This window comes from Sphingomonas sandaracina (assembly GCF_036663695.1).
GTDB lineage: Bacteria > Pseudomonadota > Alphaproteobacteria > Sphingomonadales > Sphingomonadaceae > Sphingomonas.
On sequence record NZ_JAXOJK010000002.1, the window covers coordinates 718,838 to 736,527 of the forward strand.

Below are 17,690 nucleotides of genomic sequence, written 5' to 3' on the forward strand. Positions count from 1 at the left end.
CGGACATGCGGTTTCGTGGCCCCTGAATTGGGCGCTCATTGTGGGTTGCCCGGCGCATCGGGGAAGCGCTGCGCCTTGTACCACGCCAGGTCATGCTCGGGCGGCGCGGTACCGGCGGGCAGCGCCAGACCGTTGACCGACATCCAATAGGCGAGACTTGCGTCGCGCCACCATTTCGCCTCGCGCTGCTGCACCCCGAGATAGGTTGCGGTCTTGGTCCAGCGTTCGGAATCGATATCGGGTTTCAGCGCGTCCCACGCACGGCGCATGTCCGCGACATAGGCGACGCCCCGGTCGTAATCGTGAACCATCTCCGCCCAGGTCGTGCGGCCCGATGCGAGGCGGCGATCCCAGGCGACGTGATGGAACCACAGCAACTCGCGTTCGGGGGTCGTCGCGGGATCGGCCAGGCGACGCGCAAGCGCCGGGCTGTATTGCGCGATGCCGTTGCTGCCGGTGCGCGTGCGGTCGAAGCCTATGCCGGCCTTGTCGGCGCGGTGGTAATAGACCGGGTTCCATTCGGGCCGCTTGAGATCGGCCACCCACGGGCCGGGACCGTAGTGATGGCCCGTCGCCATGACGTGCGCCAAGCCGAGTGGCGTCATATAGTCGACCACCGCCTCGCGCGATCCCATCATCATCGCGACCACCGGATCAATGATTTCAGGCGCGGGGGCGAACGTCATCGCCGCCCATTCGCGCGCGATCGGTGCGGCGCCGAGCGTCGGATCCCATGCCATCCGGCCGAACGCGTACCAGTTCGCCTGGTTGAACGTGGAGCCCGCCCAGTCGCGGTCGCGACCGATATTGGCGACCCCCGCCATGCCGGTCAGCGTGTGACCTTCGACCGACCCGTCGACGACCTTCGCGACGGTCTCGCCGGGCCTTTGCATCGTCTCGCTGCCGAGCGTCTCGGCGAACATCGGCCCGAGATAGGCGAGGTGGGTGGCGAAGCCGAGATACTCCTTGGTGATCTGGAACTCGATCATCAGCGGCGTCTTCGGCATCGCGCCGAACAGCGGGTGGAACGGCTCGCGCGGCTGGAAGTCGATCGCGCCGTTCTTGACCTGGACGATGACGTTCGACGCGAACTTGCCGTCGAGCGGCTTGAACTCGGTATAGGCCTGTTTCGCACGGTCCTCCGGGTCGGTCTCGGCGTAGACGAACGCGCGCCACATCACGATCCCGCCATGCGGGCGCACCGCGGCGGCGAGCATGTTGGCACCGTCCGCGTGGCTGCGGTGATAGTCGCGCGGGCCGGGCTGGCCTTCGCTGTTCGCCTTCACGAGAAAACCGCCGAAGTCGGGAATGCTGCGATAGATCTCGTCGCTCTTCGCCTTCCACCATGCGGCGACCTGCGGGTCGAGCGGGTCGGCGGTCTTCAGGCCGCCGAGTTCGATCGGGGCGGAGAACCGCGCCGACAGGTACACCTTGATCCCGTATGGGCGGAACACGTCGGCGAGTGCTGCTGCCTTCGCGATATACGGCGCGGTCAGGCTTTCGGCCTTGGCATTCACGTTGTTGAGGACTGTGCCGTTGATGCCGATCGACGCGTTGGCGCGTGCGTAGTCGGTGTAGCGGGGGTCGCGGAAGTCGGGGAGCGTCCACCAGTCCCACAGCGATGCGCCGGCATAGCCGCGCTCGACCACGCCATCGAGATTGTCCCAGTGGTTCAGCACGCGCAGCTTCACGCGGGGTGTCGAGGTCAGGTCGATCCGGTCGAGGGTGCCGCCGGTCTGGAGATGACGCAGCAGGGCAAAGCTGCCGTAGAGCACGCCGCGATCGGTATTGGCGGTGACCAGCGTGACGTGCCGCTTGCCGAGGGAGACACGGCTGACGCGGTAGCCTTCTTCACCGAGCGGTGCGAGCGGCAGGTGAAGTGCCACCACATCGCGATCCGTCGCCGTTGCGAGGATGATCGCCGGCGCGCGGCTGTCGGCGCTGCGAGGTGTGCCGGACAGGCCGGCAATGCCGCGCCGCAATTCGGCGGCGGCGGCCCGCATCGTCGGGGTGTCGCTACGCATCTCAACCGTGCCGGCATCGCGGACGAGGGCGGCGGCGTTGGCGGTGGGCAGGGCGTGATACCGTAGCCAGAGATCGTAGCCGTCCTCGGCATAGGCTGATCTGGTCAGACCAAATATCGCCACGATCGCCAGCATGGACTTACCGATCCAGGGGCCGAATATACTCATGATCCTCTCCCGCCGTCCCGCGATTGGTTGACATGATCGCGGATAATCAGCCATGTTATCGCTATCACGACGACGGCTTCGACAGCAATGCCGCGTTTCACATTGGGAGACAATCTTGGCCGATACGCAGACAGCAACGATCGCGCAGGCCATCATGCCGACGCGCCGCGACCTTCTCGGCCTGCTTGGCTCGGTCTCGTTCGCAGGGCTGGTTCCCGGTGTCGCGCAGGCCGCGACGGCGATGCCGATCTACCGTGACGCACGCGCGCCGGCCGATCTCCGCGTCCGGGACCTGATGGCGCGGATGACGCTGGAGGAGAAAGTTGGCCAGACCATTTCGCTGTGGGCGACCAAGGCGGACGTGATGATTTCGGGCGGGCTCGATTTCGATCCGGCGCGCGCGACCGCGGCGTATCCGGCGGGGTTCGGCCAGGTGACGCGGCCGTCCGACAAGCGGGGCGGGCCATCGGTCGCGGCGGTGGCAGGCGGCACCGGTGCACGGTTCCGCGGCTCGGCCTCGACGATCGCGTTCGTCAACGCGGTCCAGCGCTGGGCGCGCGGCACGCGGCTCGGCATCCCGGTGATCTTCCACGAGGAATCGCTGCACGGCTATATGGCGCCCGACGCGACGATGTTTCCGCAGGCGATCGGCATGGCCGGTGCGTTCGACCGCGACCTGATGCGCCGCACGCAGGTGATCATCGGTCGCGAAGTGCGCGCGCATGGCAGCCACCTCTCGCTGTCCCCTGTCGTCGATATCGCGCGCGATCCACGCTGGGGCCGGATCGAGGAGACGTTTGGCGAGGATCCCTATCTGTGCGGCGAGATGGGCGTCGCGGCGGTCGAGGGGCTGCAGGGCGACAGCAATACGTTGGCGCCCGGCAAGGTCTTCGCGACGCTGAAGCACATGACTGGTCACGGCCAGCCGCAGGCGGGCAACAATATCGGCCCCGCACCGATCGGCGAGCGCGAACTGCGCGAGAGCTTCTTCCCGCCATTCCGCGCGGTCGTGACGCGCACCGGGATCGGCGCGGTAATGCCGTCCTATAACGAGATCGACGGCGTTCCGAGCCATGCGAACCACTGGCTGCTCGGCGACGTGCTGCGCGGCGAATGGGGCTTTTCGGGCGCGATCGTCAGCGATTACGGGGCGATCGAGGAGCTGGATACGATCCATCACATCGCGCGCGATCTGAACGGGGCGGCGAAACTCGCTTTGGCGACGGGCGTCGACAGCGCGCTGCCGGACGGGATGGCGTTCCGGACTTTGCCCGCGCAGGTGCGGGCGGGGACGGTGCCGATCGCGGCGGTGGACGCGGCGTGCGCGCGGATGCTGGCGCTGAAGTTCCGCGCCGGCCTGTTCGAGGAGTCGTCGGTCGATGCACGCGCGGCCGCTCGCCTGACTGGTAACGCCGAGGCGCGGGGCGTCGCGCTGGAGGCGGCGCGGAAAGCGCTGTGCCTGCTGACCAATGACGGCACGTTGCCGCTCGCGCCCAAGGGTAAGATTGCGGTGATCGGGCCCAATGCGGCGATCGCGCGGCTCGGCGGCTATTCCGCGCCGCCACGCCAGAGCGTGTCGCTGCTCGATGGCGTGCGGACGCTGGTCGGCAGTGCGGCGACGATCGTCCATGCGCAGGGGGTGTTCATCACGCAGAGCGAGGACCGGTCTCAGGACGCGGTGCTGCTTGCTGATCCGGTCAAGAACCGCGCGCTGATCGCCGAGGCGGTCGAGATCGCGCGCGGGGCCGATACGATCATCCTGGCGATCGGCGATACCGAGCAGACCAGCCGCGAAGGGTTCTCGGCGAACCACCTCGGCGATCGCACGACGCTTGATCTGATCGGTGAACAGAATGCGCTGTTCGAGGCGCTGCATGCGCTGGGCAAGCCGATCGTCATCGCCGCGATCAACGGGCGACCGCCGAGCTGGCCGACGGTGATGGCGAAGGCGAACGCGGTGCTCGAATGCTGGTATCCGGGGCAGGAGGGCGGCACGGCGATGGCCGAGGCGCTGTTCGGACGGATCAACCCGGGCGCCAAGCTGCCCGTGACGGTGGTGCGGGAAGTCGGCCAGGTGCCGTTCTATTACAACCGCAAGCCATCGACGCAGCGCGGCTATCTGTTCGCGGAGACGGCGCCGCTGTTCCCGTTCGGGCACGGCCTCAGCTACACGCGCTTCGACGTCAGCGCACCGCGGCTGTCAGCGGCGAAGATCGGCATCGCCGGTAGCGTCGTGGTCGAGGTGGACGTGGTCAATATCGGCCAGCGCGCCGGCGACGAGGTCGTGCAGGTGTACGTGCGCGACCAGGTGTCGTCGGTGGCGCGGCCGGTGATGGAATTGAAGGGCTTCGAACGCGTGACGCTGGCACCCGGCGAGCGACGGACGTTGCGCTTCACGCTCGGGCCGGATGCGTTCGCGCTGTGGGACGTCGACATGCGCGAGGTCGTCGAGCCCGGACTGTTCACGATCATGGCCGGACCGAGTTCAGCGCAGGTGAAGACCGCGATCCTCGAAATCGCCTGACCGACCGGCAGGCGAGGGTGCGCGGGCTGGCGCGCACCTGGGTCGTGTCACCAGATATGAACGCGCTGTGCTGGTGCCAGGTACAGCGCATCGCCTGGCTTTACGTCGAACGCGGTGTACCAGGCGTCGACATTCCGGACGATGCCGTTGACGCGGTAGAAGGGCGGGGAGTGCGGGTCGGTCAGCAGGCGAGCGCGGGCGGCGCCTTCGCGCAGCTTGGCCTGCCACGCCTGGGCATAGGCCAGGAAGAACCGCTGGTCGCCGGTGAGGCCGCCAATCACCGGTGCCTTGCCGTGCACCGACTGGTATTTCTGATACGCGGCATAGGCGGTTTCCACGCCGCCGAGATCGCCGATGTTCTCGCCGAGCGTCAGCGCGCCCTTCACATGCACGCCCGGGATCGGCTCATACGCGTCGTACTGCTTGGACAGCGCGGCGGTGTGCCGGGTGAACGCGGCGCGGGCCTCCGGCGTCCACCAATTCTCGAACTTGCCCGATGCGCTGAACTGGCTGCCCTGATCGTCGAACCCGTGACCCATCTCATGGCCGATGATCGCACCGATCGCCCCGTAATTCACCGCCGCGTCGGCGTTGGGATCGAAATAGGGCGGCTGGAGGATCGCCGCGGGGAAGGTGATCTGGTTGTTCAGCGGATCGTAATAGGCGTTCACGGTCTGCGGCGTCATCCCCCACAGGCTCCGATCGACCGGCTTGCCGAGGCGCGACAGATCGAGCTGGTGATCGAATACACCGGACCGCATGGAATTGCCCAACGGATCGCCGCGGACAATGTCGAGCGCGCTATAATCGATATATTTCGTCGGGTGACCGATCCGCGGGTCGAACGCCGCGAGCTTGGCGAGCGCCTGGGTCTTGGTCGGTGCGTCCATCCAGGTGTTCGCGCCGATCCGCTCCTGATAGGCGGCGCGCAGATTGGCGATCAGTTCGCCCATCTTGGCTTCGCTCTGCGGCGGATAGTGGCGCTTGACGTAGACTTCGCCGACGGCCTCTCCCATCGTGCCGTTGACGACCGCGATGCCGCGTTTCCAGCGTGCGCGCTGCTGCGGCTGATCGGCCAGCGTCTTGCCGTAGAAGTCGAACGTCGCCTGATCGAACGCCTTGGGCAGAACGGGAGCGCTTGCCGATGCAAGGCGGAATTTCATCCAGTCCTGCCAGGTCGAGACAGGCGTCGCCGCGAACAGCTTGCCCAGTTCGGTCAGTGCGGTCGAGTTCGTCATGTAGACGATCGGGAACTGGCCATAGCCCGCGGTCGTCATCAGCAGCGGCCAATCGAAATCGGGCGCCAGCGCCTTGCGGCCAGCGGCGTCCATCGGCTTGAGCATCGCCTTCAGGTCGCGCGACTGGACGGGCGACCACTGAACCTTCGCCATCGCGGTTTCCAGCGCGACGATCCGGTCCGCCTTCGCCGATGCGTCGGCGATGCCCGACAGCGTCAGCATCCTCTCGACATAGGCGCGGTAGGCGGTGCGGAAGGTGTCGTATTTGGCGCCCTGTTCGAGATAGTAATCGCGCCCGCCCATGCCGAGCGAACCCTGGCCAGCGGCGACGGCGTAGCGGGTGGGATCGGCGGGATCGGGCAACTGGCCGACCTCGACCGGCGAGGCGTAGCCGACCGTGGAGAACAGGACCTGCAGCTTCCGCTTGTCGCCCGCGGCGTCGATCTTCGCGAAATACGGCTTCAGCGGAGCCGCACCGGCGCGCTCGATCGCGGCCTCGTCCATGAAGCTGGCGTAGAGGTCGCCGAACTGTTTCGCACCGGGGCCGACCGCCGCAGGGTTGCGCGCGGCATCGTCCAGGATCGCGCGGACCTGTTGCTCGGCTTGGTCCGCGAGGATGACGCTACCTCCGGCCGAGGTGCGGTCGGCGGCGATCTCGGTGCGTTTGTTCCAGCTGCCGTTCGCGTGGGTCCAGAAATCGTCGCCGGGTTTCACCGATTTGTCGGCGGCGGTCAGATCGATGCCGAAGGTTCCGTACCGGGTGCCTGTGGCGGGGGCAGTTGCAGGCGCGGCCGTGGGGGTAGTTGCGGGGGCGGTCTGTGCGAGCGCGGACGTCGACAATGCCATGACGGCGACGCTCAACGACAGACGCGAGATATGTTTGAACGGCATCGAGGCTCCTGCGGAAATTCCCGTCCGAAATCGGCGGTCGGTTTCGGGGCGGCTGGCGGATGGATGAACGCGACGAACTTGGGCTCTGGCCCTGCTGCGATCAAGCTGGCGCGGAACACTGGTGGGAGCAACAGGAATTCGATCGCGATTGGATCGGTCGTGAGGTCCGGGTGTCAATTTCTGCTAGGACAAGAGTAGGTTGGAGGGAGCCGGTGCTCCGGCCGCTGTTCTCCTCCGTACCTCCACATGGTCGACGGAACGTCGCGGACCGAGCACCACTTCGCCTCGCGCCAGCGTCTCGATTAGTCTTACATATTGACCGCGGATCGACCGGCTAATATCGGTCGTCGCATAGAAAAAAACGGGAGGGATCGAATGCGCCAACTGTACCGCAAGGCCGCGCTGGCCATGACCTTGATGACGACGACGGCGATGTCGGCATCGGCGCAGGACGTGCCTGCCGCCGCTCCGGCAACCGCTACGGTAGCCATCGACGCGAGCCGCCCCGGTCCGGTAATGAACCGGCAGGTGTTCGGGCAGTTCGCCGAGCATCTCGGCCACGGCATCTATGGTGGTATCTGGGTCGGCGAAAAGTCGTCGATCCCCAACGATCATGGCTATCGTCGCGACGTGCTGGAGGCGCTGAAAGCGGTCAAGGTTCCGATGGTACGTTGGCCCGGCGGATGCTTTGCCGACGAATATCACTGGCGCGACGGCATCGGCGCGCGCGGCAAGCGTCCGATCAAGATCAACACCAACTGGGGTGGGGTGAACGAAGACAACGCGTTCGGCACCAACGAATTCATGGGGTTTGCCGAGCGGCTCGGCGCGGAGGCGTACATCTCTGCGAACGTCGGCAGCGCGCCGCCGAGCGAGACCGCGCAGTGGCTCGAATACATGACGTCGCCGAACGGTTCGACGCTCGCCAAGGAGCGCGCGGCGAACGGTCACCCTGCACCGTACAAGGTACCGTATGTCGGCATCGGCAACGAGCTGTGGGGCTGTGGCGGCAACATGCGCGCCGAATATGCGGCCGACCTGACCAACCGCTACGGCGTGTTCGCCAAGTCGGGGAACGGCAAGATGCTCAGGATCGCCAGCGGCCCCAGCGACATGGACTATAACTGGACCGAGACGATGATGCGGATCGCGGGCAAGAACATCGATGGCCTGTCGCTGCATTACTATACGCGGCCGCGCGACAAGGTGTGGACCGACAAGGGGCCGGCACTGGGCTTTTCCGAGCATGAATGGGCGTTGACCATGCAGCACACGCTGCAGATGGAAGAGTTCGTCACGAAGCATTCGGCGATCATGGACAAATATGATCCGGCCAAGACGAAGTGGCTGGTCGTCGACGAATGGGGCACGTGGTACGATCCGACGCCGGGCAGCAACCCCGGCTTCCTGGTGCAGCAGAACAGCGTCCGCGATGCGGTGGTCGCCGGGCTCAACCTCAACATCTTCGCGCATCACGCCGATCGGGTGAAGATGGCGGCGATCGCGCAGATGGTGAACGTGTTGCAGGCGATGCTGCTGACCGACGGCGCCAAGATGGTGAAGACGCCGACCTATTGGGTGTTCGACCTGTACAAGCCCTGGCAGGATGCGACGACGCTGCCGGTCGATCTGAAATCGCCCTGGTATCACGAGTCCGAAGTGGCGGTGCCGGCGGTCAGCGTCTCGGCGGTCCGCGATGTCGCGGGCAAGGTGCATGTCGCACTGGTCAACCTCGATCCGCATCGCGCGATTCCGGTGGCGATGACGCTCGCGGGCGTCCAGGCGAGCGGCGTGACCGGGCGGATCGTGACGGGCACGACGATGGACGCGCACAACAGCTTCGAACAGCCCGATACGGTGCGTCCGGTCGCGTTCAACGGCGCGCAGGCGGCGGGCGGTACCGTGTCGGCGACGTTGCCGCCGATGTCGGTGGTCGTGCTCGACCTGCAATAAGACGGCGCTCCGCCGCTCCCGATCGGGAGCGGCGGGGGCTTCCATTTAGAGCGGGAGCGGCACCATGCGGGTCGTGGTGAAGGCTGCCGACTGACCGGGGACGCCGGTGCCGGGCTGGCCGCTGCCGACCGTCACGCGGTATTTGCCGGCGATCACTCGGCGCGTACCGTCGGTCGCCACGCTGCTGAGATCGCGGGGCGACAGATCGAAGCTGACGCTGCTGCGTTCGCCCGGTTTCAGCGCGATGCGCTTATACCCGCGCAGTGCCACGCGCGGCGTGCCGGGCTGGTCGGGGAAGTTCAGATACAGCTGGACGACCTCGTCGCCGGCCCGCGCGCCGGTATTGCGGACTTCGGTAGTGACGCGCAGCCCCGTCTCCGCGCCGGTGGGGGCGGGTGTCACCTTCAATGGCGTGTAGGCGAAGCTGGTGTAGCTCAGGCCGTGGCCGAAGGCGTAGACCGGCTTGCCCTCGAAATAGCGGTAGGTCCGGCCTTTCATCGCGTAATCGCTGAACGGCGGCAGGTCAGCGACGCTGCGATAGAAGGTGAGCGGCAGGCGGCCTGCGGGGTTGGTCCGGCCGCTCAGGACGTTGGCGATCGCTAGGCCCCCCGACTGGCCGGGATACCAGGCCTCGACGACCGCGGCGGCGTTATCCTTCGCCCAGGCGAGGTTGATCGGACTGCCGTTCATCGCGACGACGATCACCGGTTTGCCGGTCGCCTTCGCCCTGGCGAGCATCGCCACCTGGTCCGCGGGCAGGTCGAGCGTCGTCTTGTCGCCGCCTTCGAAGCCCGGCACCGTGACGCCGGTCTCCTCCGCCTCGAGGTCGGAGGTGAGGCCGACGACCGCGACCAGAACGTCGGCAGCGGCGGCGGCACGGGTCAGGTCGGCATCGGGTGCCGTCGAGATCCGTTTCCAGACCAGGTCGGCGCCGTCGTCCGAGGTGACGCGGAACGGATAGCGGCGGCCCTTGACGAGATCGATCGTGGTGAAGGTCGGCAGGTCGTTCCACTGCGACCCTTTGCGATCGGACGCGACCGCGCCGGCGAAATCGAGCACGCCGCCTTTGCCCGTGAGGCCGACCCGGTAGGTGCCGCTTTCGGGCGGTGTCAGCGATCCGGCCCACACCGTGCGGTGGTGCGTGTCGACCTTCGCGAGCGAGAGATTGTAGTCACCGACGTCGCGTTCGACCCGTTCGGCGACGGGCGTGTCCTGGTAGCGGATCGCGTCGAGCTGCTGCTTCATCGTCGCGGGATCGAACAGCGCGGGCAGCTTCTTGGTCGGGTTGTAGTAGCGGACGAGGACGCCCGGTTTGCCGTCGGGCGTGCGCAGTGCAGAGGTCGGCACGCGGTCGCCGTCGGTGACCGAGGGGGAAAACGGCACCAGTGAAACGTCGCCCGCCGGCATCACCGACCGCAGCCCGTCGAGGACCGACACCGGCGGCGCGGACAGCGGTGACGAGTAATTGCCGCGCAGCACCCGCGTCGCGTCGCCGAGCGGGCCTATGACCGCGAGTTTCGTGCCGGGCTTGAGCGGCAGGATGCCGGCGTTCTTGAGCAGGACGAGGCTTTCCTCGGACGCCTTCAACGCCAGCGCGTCGTGCGCGGGCGTGCCGATCTGCGCGACCGGCACGACACGATCGCGCCCGGTCTGTATCCCCGGCAGGTCGCCGTTGCGGATGCGCGCGGAGAATAGCCGGACCAGCGACCGGTCGATGTCGCCGACCGAGATCAGATCGCGGTCGAGCGCCTCGCGGAAGCGTTCGCCGAGCCCCGCCTGATCGCCGAGCGTGGCGGTGTTGCATTCATTGTCGACGCCGGTTTTTAATGCGGCGGCGACAGCGGTGGCCTGGTCGGGCGCGTAGCGGTGGTTGTCGGCGATGTCCTTCACCGCATCGCAGTCGGACACGACGAAGCCGGTAAAGCCCCATGCCTTGCGCAAATGGTCCTGGAGCAGCAGGTCGCTCGCGCACGCCGGCTGACCGTCGATGCGGTTATAGGCGCACATGATCGAGCCGGCGCGGCCCTCGACGACTGCCGCGCGGAAGGCAGGGAGGTAGGTGTCCTCCAGATCGTGCGGCGAGACGAACACATTGGCCTTGTGCCGCGTCGATTCGGGGCCGCTGTGCACCGCGAAATGCTTGGGGGTCGCGATGACATCGGGCAGCGTCGGGTTGGGTCCTTGCATCCCGGTGACGAAGGCGACGCCCGTGCGCGCGGTCAGGAACGGGTCCTCGCCATAGGTCTCCTGACCACGGCCCCAGCGCGGATCGCGGAAGATGTTGACGTTGGGTGACCAGGTATCGAGCCCGGTTCCGATCCGTCCCAGCCGCCCGGTCTGCCGCCCCAGCGTATGCAGCGCGCGCACCTCCGTACTGATCGCGCCAGCGACATCGTGGACGAGCGGCGCGTCGAAGCTGGCCGCGAGACCGATCGGTTCGGGGAAGTTGGTGGTCGGTACCGGGCCTAGCGCGCCGTGGAGCGATTCGGTCCACCAGTTATAGGCGGGGATGCCGAGCCGCGGGATCGCCGGCGCGACGTTGAGCAGTTGCGGCAGTTTCTCGTCGACGGTCATGCGCGCGACGATCGCCGTGGCGAGCTGGTCGGCACGGGTGCGGGCGGCATCGGCTTGTGGCGCTGTCGATGTCTGTGCCTGCAGAGGGGCGGCGGCGAGTGCGGCACCGGCCAGCATGAGCGCACGCATCGTGGCGAACGCAGACTTCCCCTTCGCCCTGTTTCGCGACTGTATCACTCGGCATCCTCCCGTATTATTGTAGGAGTGATATTAAGCCGAGCCGCTGCGAGATAGCTACGACATTCCACCGGTTTGACTTGGATTTCACAGCGCGCTCGTAAGCCAGCGGATGCCGACTACTGTTCGGCTGCGTTGACATGCTTCATTTCTAGCCCGACAAGATAGCGATAAACGAGGGGATGCCGCAGCGCGATGCGCAACGATCGGCACGGACGAGGATCATCAAAATGCGCAATACTCGCCGCCACGGGATAATGGCTGCTTTGACGGTTTCGCTGTCGACCGCCGGGGCAAGCATGGCGGCGGCGCAGGCCGATCCGCTGGCCCCGACCGGTCGCTGGAGCGCGAACCAGCGCGGCGACGCGGCGCTGCCGCCGATGGGCTGGAGTTCGTGGAATGCCTTTGCCACCGACATTACCGAGGACAAGATCCTGGCATCGGCGCGGGTGATCGCGGATACGGGACTGGCCGCCAAGGGCTATCGCTACATCAATATCGACGATGGCTGGTGGTTGAAGCGGCGGCTGTCGGATAGCCGGATGATGATCCGATCGGCGAATTTCCCGTCCTCGGTCGTCGCGGGCAAGGATCCGAGTTTCCGGCCGTTCACGGACAAGCTCCACGCGATGGGGTTCAAGGCGGGGATCTACAGCGACATCGGGCGCAATTCCTGCAGTCAGGTCTTCACCTCGACGATGCCCAACCAGCCCGAGGGCAGCGTGAGGGAGCGCGAGATCGGACTGTACGGCCATGTCGACCAGGATATCCGCCTGTATTTCAAGGACTGGGGGTTCGACTTCATCAAGGTCGATGCGTGCGGCATCCGCGGCTTGCCCGCGAGCAATCCTGCGGTGAAAGCCGGCAAGTACCGCGCGTTCGTGCCGCTGATCGATGCGGACTCGTTGGCACGGACCGACGTGGCGACGGTACGCGGTCTGTACACCGAGGTCGCCGATGCGCTCGCCAAGTATAACGACGCGAACGACTATCTGTTCTCGCTCTGCCTGTGGGGGTCGGCGAACGTCCGCGCCTGGGGCAAGAACATCGGCGGCCTGTCGCGCACCAGCGAAGACATCTCGCCGCACTGGGGGCGGATGCTGCACAATCTCGACACGGTGTCGCGGCGTGCGTTGTATGCGCATCCCGGATCGTGGAACGACGCGGACATGCTGTTCGTGGGGAGCGGCGATTTCGACGAGCGGCACATGACCGAAGCCAAATCGCATTTCGCGCTGTGGGCGATCGAGAACTCGCCGCTGTTCATCGGCTATGATCTGCGGAAAGCGTCGCCCGCGCTGCTCGACGTGCTGGGCAATGCGCGGATCATCGCGGTCAACCAGGACCGTGCGGGCAATCAGGCGACGCTGGCGTTCGATACCGACGACGTGCAGATCTTCGTCAAGACGCTCGCCAATGGAGACAAGGCGGTGGCGGTGTTCAATCGTGGCAGCGGCCCGGCGGACGTCGCCCTGACCGCCGATCACCTCGCCTATCGCGATACCGCCGATGTCGAACTGACCGATCTGTGGACGGGCGCGCAAGGCCGGTTTCGCAAGGAACGCAGCCTGACGCTGGCCGCGCGCGAAACGCTGATCTTCACCGCGAAGGGCGATCGGCAGTTGCGCGACGGCGTCTTCCTGTCCGAGCAACCGGGCAGCGTCAATCCGGCGGTCGACGGGGTGGAGACGCCGCAACCCGATCCGTTGGTGCACCGTGCGCCGTTGGCGTGGCGAGGCACGCGAGGCTCGGGCGATTTCCCGCGTTATGGCGGTTGGGGCGGCGCGCGCGTCGATCGGACGCCGTACGACCAGCCGCTGCAGGTTGCCGGGGTACCGCTCGCACACAGTCTCGGCGTGCTGGCCAATTCACGACTCGAGGTGCGTAATGCCGGCTATCGCACGCTGCGCACGCGTGTCGGGATCGACGACTCGACGACCGATCGTACGCGCGCCGTCACCTTCTTCATCTATGGCGACGGGCGACTGTTGGCGCAGTCGCGCGCGGCACGAGGCGGCGAGGCGGCAGAGGAGCTGTCGGCGAACGTGTCGGGTGTAAAGATCATCGAACTGGTCGCGCGCAGTCCGGGCGCGGGTGGCGCACAGATTTCGGTCGATTGGGGATCGGCTGCGCTCACGCGTTGATGAAGCGACAGCAGACGACGTCGGCAGCTATCCCTTTCGAGCAAGTAAGACGTGTTTCCCCGCGAAGGCGGGGATCCAGTCTCGGCTCCCGCCTTCGCGGGAGAACATGGAAGGGCATGGTGCCGTACCACTGCGGACCGGTACTCGTTCGAAGGGGATGGGCACGGACGACGTCGAGGCGCGCCATTCAGCGTCTCGGCAGCGTTTTTGAGGTCGCCACAGCACGACGATTGCCCGGCATGACGAAGAAAAAGCTGATCTGGCGGTCTTAAAGTGAATGTCGATCCGCATTAGCGCTTTTGCTCAGCGTTCCATCGCGCTGCGCGTGTCCTCCAGCGCCAGCGTGACGAGCGCGGTCATCGCTGCGCTGGCACTCTCGGCATCCTCCGCGGCGATCGCGTCGAAGACCTTGACGTGATCGGGGATCGGATCGCGGGGCAGGGCGCGCAGGCGCTGCTTGTACTGCGTGGTCCAGTTGACCGCTGCGCCGATCGACGCGCTGAGCACGACCATCGCGTCGTTCTGGGTCGCCTGCAATATGGTGTCGTGGAACGTGCGATCGGCCTGGCGGCCTTGCTCGGTCGCCAGCGAGAAGCGCTTCATCGCGCCGAGCGCATCGCGCATGATCTTCAGTTCGGCCTTGTCGCGCCGGACCGCCGCCATCGCCGCGGCGGCGGGCTCGATGACCAGTCGCATCTCGAACAGGCTGCGGACGAGTTGCGGATCGGGTTCGCCGGTAAACGCCCAGGCCAGCACGTCGGGATCGAGCAGGTTCCAGCGGTTGCGCGGGAGAACCCGCGTTCCGGCCTTCGGCCTGCTCTCGACCAGCCCTTTCGCGGTCAGGACCTGGATCGCCTCGCGGTAGGCGCCCCGTGACACGTTGAGTTCCTCGGCAAAGGCGATCTCGCCCGACAGCGTCTCACCCGGCGAGAATTCGCCCGACAGGATCGCCACGCCGAGCTTGTTGGCCACCGCGCCGCGCAACCTGCGGCCCGACGATCGCAGCGGCGACGTCGCATCGGAGGCGGCGGCCGGATCCGGTGTCGCAGAGAGTGGTTCGTCCATAACTTGCATTATGCCTTTATCGTCGCAGGACAACACTACCAATTGCTCAGAGCAATCGGAACAGGTGTTTGACGATCGCGGCGGTCGCTGTCGCCGACATAAAGGCAGGCCCCGCGGCGATACGATCCCATAGGGATCGCTGCGCCGCGGGGCCGGGCATCACATGAAGCGGTTCATCAGGTTTTCGATCCGCTCCTGCCGGCCCGAGCGTGGCTTCGGATCGATCGCCCGGTCGCCCGCCAGATCGGCGATCGTCGCCAGATCGCTGGTGCCGATCATCTGGCCGAGTTCACCGTTCCAGCCGGCGTAACGCTCGGTCTTGAATGCATCGAGACGACCGTCCTCGATCAACGCGGCGGCGTTGAGCAGGCCCTTGGCGACGACGTCGATGCCGCCGACATGACCGTAGAACAAATCGATCGGGTCCATCGACTGGCGGCGAACCTTGGCATCGAAGTTGAAACCGCCGGTCTTGAACCCGCCGGCGCGCAGGATCTCGACCATCGCGAGCGTCAGTTCCTCGACCGAATTCGGAAACTGATCGGTATCCCAGCCATTCTGCGGATCGCCGCGGTTGGCATCGATCGAGCCAAAGATGTCGAGTGCGGCGGCGGTGGCGATCTCGTGCTCGAACGTGTGGCCGGACAGCGTGGCGTGGTTCGCCTCGATGTTGACCTTCACTTCGTTTTCAAGGCCGTAGCGCTTGAGGAAGCCGTACACGGTGGCGGTGTCGAAGTCGTACTGGTGCTTGGTCGGCTCGTGCGGCTTCGGCTCGATCAGGATCGTGCCCTTGAAGCCGATCTTGTGCTTGTGCTCGACCACCAGGTTCAGGAAGCGGCCGAAATTGTCCAGCTCGCGCTTCATGTCGGTGTTGAGCAGCGTCTCATAGCCTTCGCGACCGCCCCACAACACGTAGTTCTCGCCGCCCAGACGATGCGTCGCCTCGAGCGCGTCGCGGACCTGCATCGCGGCGAACGCGAACACCTCGGGGTCGGGATTGGTCGAGGCACCGGCGGCATAGCGCGGATGGCTGAACGCGTTGGCCGTGCCCCACAGGAGCTTGCGACCCGACGACGCCTGAAGCTTTTCGAGATGATCGACCGCTTCGGCGAAGTATTTGCGATGCTCGGCGACCGAGTTCGCGTCGGCCATCACGTCGACGTCGTGGAAGCAGTAGAAGGGCACGTCGAGGCGCGTGAAGAAGTCGAACGCCGCCTCGCGCTTTTCCGCCGCGGCTGCGCTGTCGTTGACGCCGCGGTGCCACGGGCGATCGAACGTGCCGCCGCCGAACACGTCGGAGCCGGGCCAGCAGAAGGTGTGCCAGAAGCAGGCGGCAAAGCGCAGATGCTCTGCCATCGTCTTGCCGAGCACGACCCGGTCCTTGTCGTAGAAGCGGTAGGCGAGTTCGTTGGTGCTGTCCGGGCCCTCGTATTTGATCGGGGCGATGTCGGCGAAGAAGTCGGCCATCAAAAATTCCTTGGCGAGTTTCTGGGGGTGATGCGGGAATAGGCTGCACGGAACGCATCTCGCTTGGTGGCAAGCGCGTCGGCAATCATGGGGTCGGGGGCGATGGTGCGGGCGACCGGGGGAGCGACGCAGACCGAGGCCGGATCGCCGCCGTCGACCGCGAGTTGTGCGAGCCGGGCGGCGCCGAGCGCGGGGCCGACTTCGCCGCCTTCGAGATAGACGAGTTCGACATCCATCGCCGCAGCGATGATCCGGCCCCAATAGCCCGAGCGCGCGCCGCCGCCGATCACCGACAGGCGATCGACCGTGGTGCCGGTCTCGCGCAACACGTCGAGCCCGTCAGCCAGCGCAAAGGCGACTCCCTCCAGGACGGCCTGTGCGAGGCGGTCGCCGTCGGTGTCGTTGTCGAGACCGAGGAATGCACCGCGGACGTCGGCGTCGTTATGCGGCGTGCGCTCGCCCGACAGATAGGGGAGGAACAGCTCGGGGCCGCCGGCCGGGCCGACCGATTCTGCGCGGGCTAGCAGGTCGGCGACGCTTTGCGTTCCGGTGATCCGCGCCACCCAATCGACGCACGATGCCGCCGACAGGTGCACCGACATCTGATGCCACAAGCCGGGCAGCGCGTGGCAGAAGGTGTGCGCGGCGCGTTCCGGGCTGGGCCTGAAGTCGTCGGTGGCGACGAAGATCACGCCCGACGTGCCGAGCGAGAGCAGCGCGTCGCCGTCGCGGACGACGCCGACACCGACCGCGCCGGCGGCGTTGTCACCGCCGCCTGCCGCGACCGGCACGCGCGCCATTCCCCAGGTGTCGGCGATGTCCGCCCGTAGCAGGCCGGTTACGGTCGATCCCTCGAACAAAGCGGGCATGTTCGCCGTCGACAGGCCGCATGCCGCCAGCAGCGTGTCGCTCCAGCGCCGTGCGCCGACGTCAAGCCACAGGGTGCCGGCGCTATCCGACAGGTCGGACGCCTTGTCGCCGGTCATTTGCAGCCGGACATAATCCTTGGGCAACAACACCGTTGCGATCTTGGCGAAGACATCCGGCTCGTGATTGCGCAGCCACAGCAGCTTGGGGGCGGTGAAGCCCGGCATCGCGATGTTGCCGGAGATCGCGCGCAGTTGTGGAACCGCGGCTTCCAGCTCGGCACACTCTGCGGCGCAGCGACCGTCGTTCCACAGGATCGCGGGGCGCAGCGGCCGATCGTCGGCGCCAAGCACGGTCGCACCGTGCATCTGGCCGGCGAGCCCGATGCCGCACACGGACCGCCGGATGCTGGGCTCGATCGCCATGACCGCCGCACTGGTCGCGCGCCACCACGCATCGGGATCCTGTTCGGACCAGAGCGGGTGGGGGCGCTGGACGGTGAGCGCGGCGGTACCCTGGCCGACGACCGCGCCGGCCTCGTCGAGCACCACCGCTTTTACGCCGGACGTGCCAATATCGATTCCGAGAAACATGGCGC

The 17,690-nt window shown here is 66.5% G+C and carries 9 protein-coding genes; 3 read left to right on the forward strand and 6 right to left on the reverse strand.

The genetic code is table 11. The features are described from left to right. Positions 1 to 35: 35 nt before the first annotated feature. Positions 36 to 2,159, reverse strand: a complete 2,124-nt coding sequence (locus U1707_RS08705) for an alpha-glucuronidase family glycosyl hydrolase (protein WP_332799803.1) — start codon at positions 2,157 to 2,159, stop codon at positions 36 to 38. Between the two features lie 187 nt (positions 2,160 to 2,346). On the opposite strand from U1707_RS08705, the gene U1707_RS08710 reads away from it, so the two are divergent. Further along, the gene (locus U1707_RS08710) at positions 2,347 to 4,716 is read left to right on the forward strand and encodes a glycoside hydrolase family 3 N-terminal domain-containing protein (RefSeq protein ID WP_332799804.1); all 2,370 of its coding nucleotides are present in this window, start codon (positions 2,347 to 2,349) and stop codon (positions 4,714 to 4,716) included. Positions 4,717 to 4,763: 47 nt separating this feature from the next. Here the strand turns inward: U1707_RS08710 and U1707_RS08715 are convergent, their stop codons facing one another. Next, the gene (locus U1707_RS08715) at positions 4,764 to 6,845 is read right to left on the reverse strand and encodes a M13 family metallopeptidase (protein ID WP_332799672.1); all 2,082 of its coding nucleotides are present in this window, start codon (positions 6,843 to 6,845) and stop codon (positions 4,764 to 4,766) included. Positions 6,846 to 7,220: 375 nt separating this feature from the next. Here U1707_RS08715 and U1707_RS08720 point away from each other — a divergent pair, with 375 nt between their 5' ends. Next, positions 7,221 to 8,798: an alpha-N-arabinofuranosidase gene (locus U1707_RS08720; RefSeq protein ID WP_443025673.1), complete on the forward strand. Its 1,578-nt coding sequence runs from the start codon at positions 7,221 to 7,223 to the stop codon at positions 8,796 to 8,798. A 45-nt stretch (positions 8,799 to 8,843) separates the two neighbouring features. Here the strand turns inward: U1707_RS08720 and U1707_RS08725 are convergent, their stop codons facing one another. Then, positions 8,844 to 11,501 (reverse strand): glycoside hydrolase family 3 C-terminal domain-containing protein, encoded by a 2,658-nt coding sequence (locus tag U1707_RS08725; protein WP_332799673.1) that lies wholly within the window; start codon positions 11,499 to 11,501, stop codon positions 8,844 to 8,846. A gap of 278 nt (positions 11,502 to 11,779) precedes the next feature. Between U1707_RS08725 and U1707_RS08730 the strand changes: the two genes are divergently transcribed. Continuing rightward, positions 11,780 to 13,693, forward strand: a complete 1,914-nt coding sequence (locus tag U1707_RS08730; RefSeq protein WP_332799674.1) for an NPCBM/NEW2 domain-containing protein — start codon at positions 11,780 to 11,782, stop codon at positions 13,691 to 13,693. Positions 13,694 to 13,996: 303 nt separating this feature from the next. Here the strand turns inward: U1707_RS08730 and U1707_RS08735 are convergent, their stop codons facing one another. The 3 genes from U1707_RS08735 to xylB all read right to left on the reverse strand — a co-directional run bounded on the left by U1707_RS08735 (position 13,997) and on the right by xylB (position 17,685). Beyond that, positions 13,997 to 14,758, reverse strand: a complete 762-nt coding sequence (locus U1707_RS08735) for a FadR/GntR family transcriptional regulator (protein ID WP_332799675.1) — start codon at positions 14,756 to 14,758, stop codon at positions 13,997 to 13,999. A 159-nt stretch (positions 14,759 to 14,917) separates the two neighbouring features. Beyond that, a complete protein-coding gene (gene xylA / locus U1707_RS08740; RefSeq protein WP_443025674.1) occupies positions 14,918 to 16,228 on the reverse strand; it encodes a xylose isomerase in 1,311 nt (436 codons plus the stop codon). Further along, positions 16,225 to 17,685 (reverse strand): xylulokinase, encoded by a 1,461-nt coding sequence (xylB, locus tag U1707_RS08745; protein WP_332799677.1) that lies wholly within the window; start codon positions 17,683 to 17,685, stop codon positions 16,225 to 16,227. The genes xylA and xylB overlap by 4 nt, the downstream gene beginning before the upstream one ends. Between the last annotated feature and the right edge of the window lie 5 nt (positions 17,686 to 17,690).

Coding starts and splice junctions, on each gene's coding strand:
- U1707_RS08705 (WP_332799803.1), bottom strand. CDS start 2,159: ATGCTGGCGATCGTGGCGATATTTGGTCTGACCAGATCAGCCTATGCC.
- U1707_RS08710 (WP_332799804.1), top strand. CDS start 2,347: ATGCCGACGCGCCGCGACCTTCTCGGCCTGCTTGGCTCGGTCTCGTTC.
- U1707_RS08715 (WP_332799672.1), bottom strand. CDS start 6,845: ATGCCGTTCAAACATATCTCGCGTCTGTCGTTGAGCGTCGCCGTCATG.
- U1707_RS08720 (WP_443025673.1), top strand. CDS start 7,221: ATGCGCCAACTGTACCGCAAGGCCGCGCTGGCCATGACCTTGATGACG.
- U1707_RS08725 (WP_332799673.1), bottom strand. CDS start 11,501: ATGCGTGCGCTCATGCTGGCCGGTGCCGCACTCGCCGCCGCCCCTCTG.
- U1707_RS08730 (WP_332799674.1), top strand. CDS start 11,780: ATGCGCAATACTCGCCGCCACGGGATAATGGCTGCTTTGACGGTTTCG.
- U1707_RS08735 (WP_332799675.1), bottom strand. CDS start 14,758: ATGGACGAACCACTCTCTGCGACACCGGATCCGGCCGCCGCCTCCGAT.
- xylB (WP_332799677.1), bottom strand. CDS start 17,685: ATGTTTCTCGGAATCGATATTGGCACGTCCGGCGTAAAAGCGGTGGTG.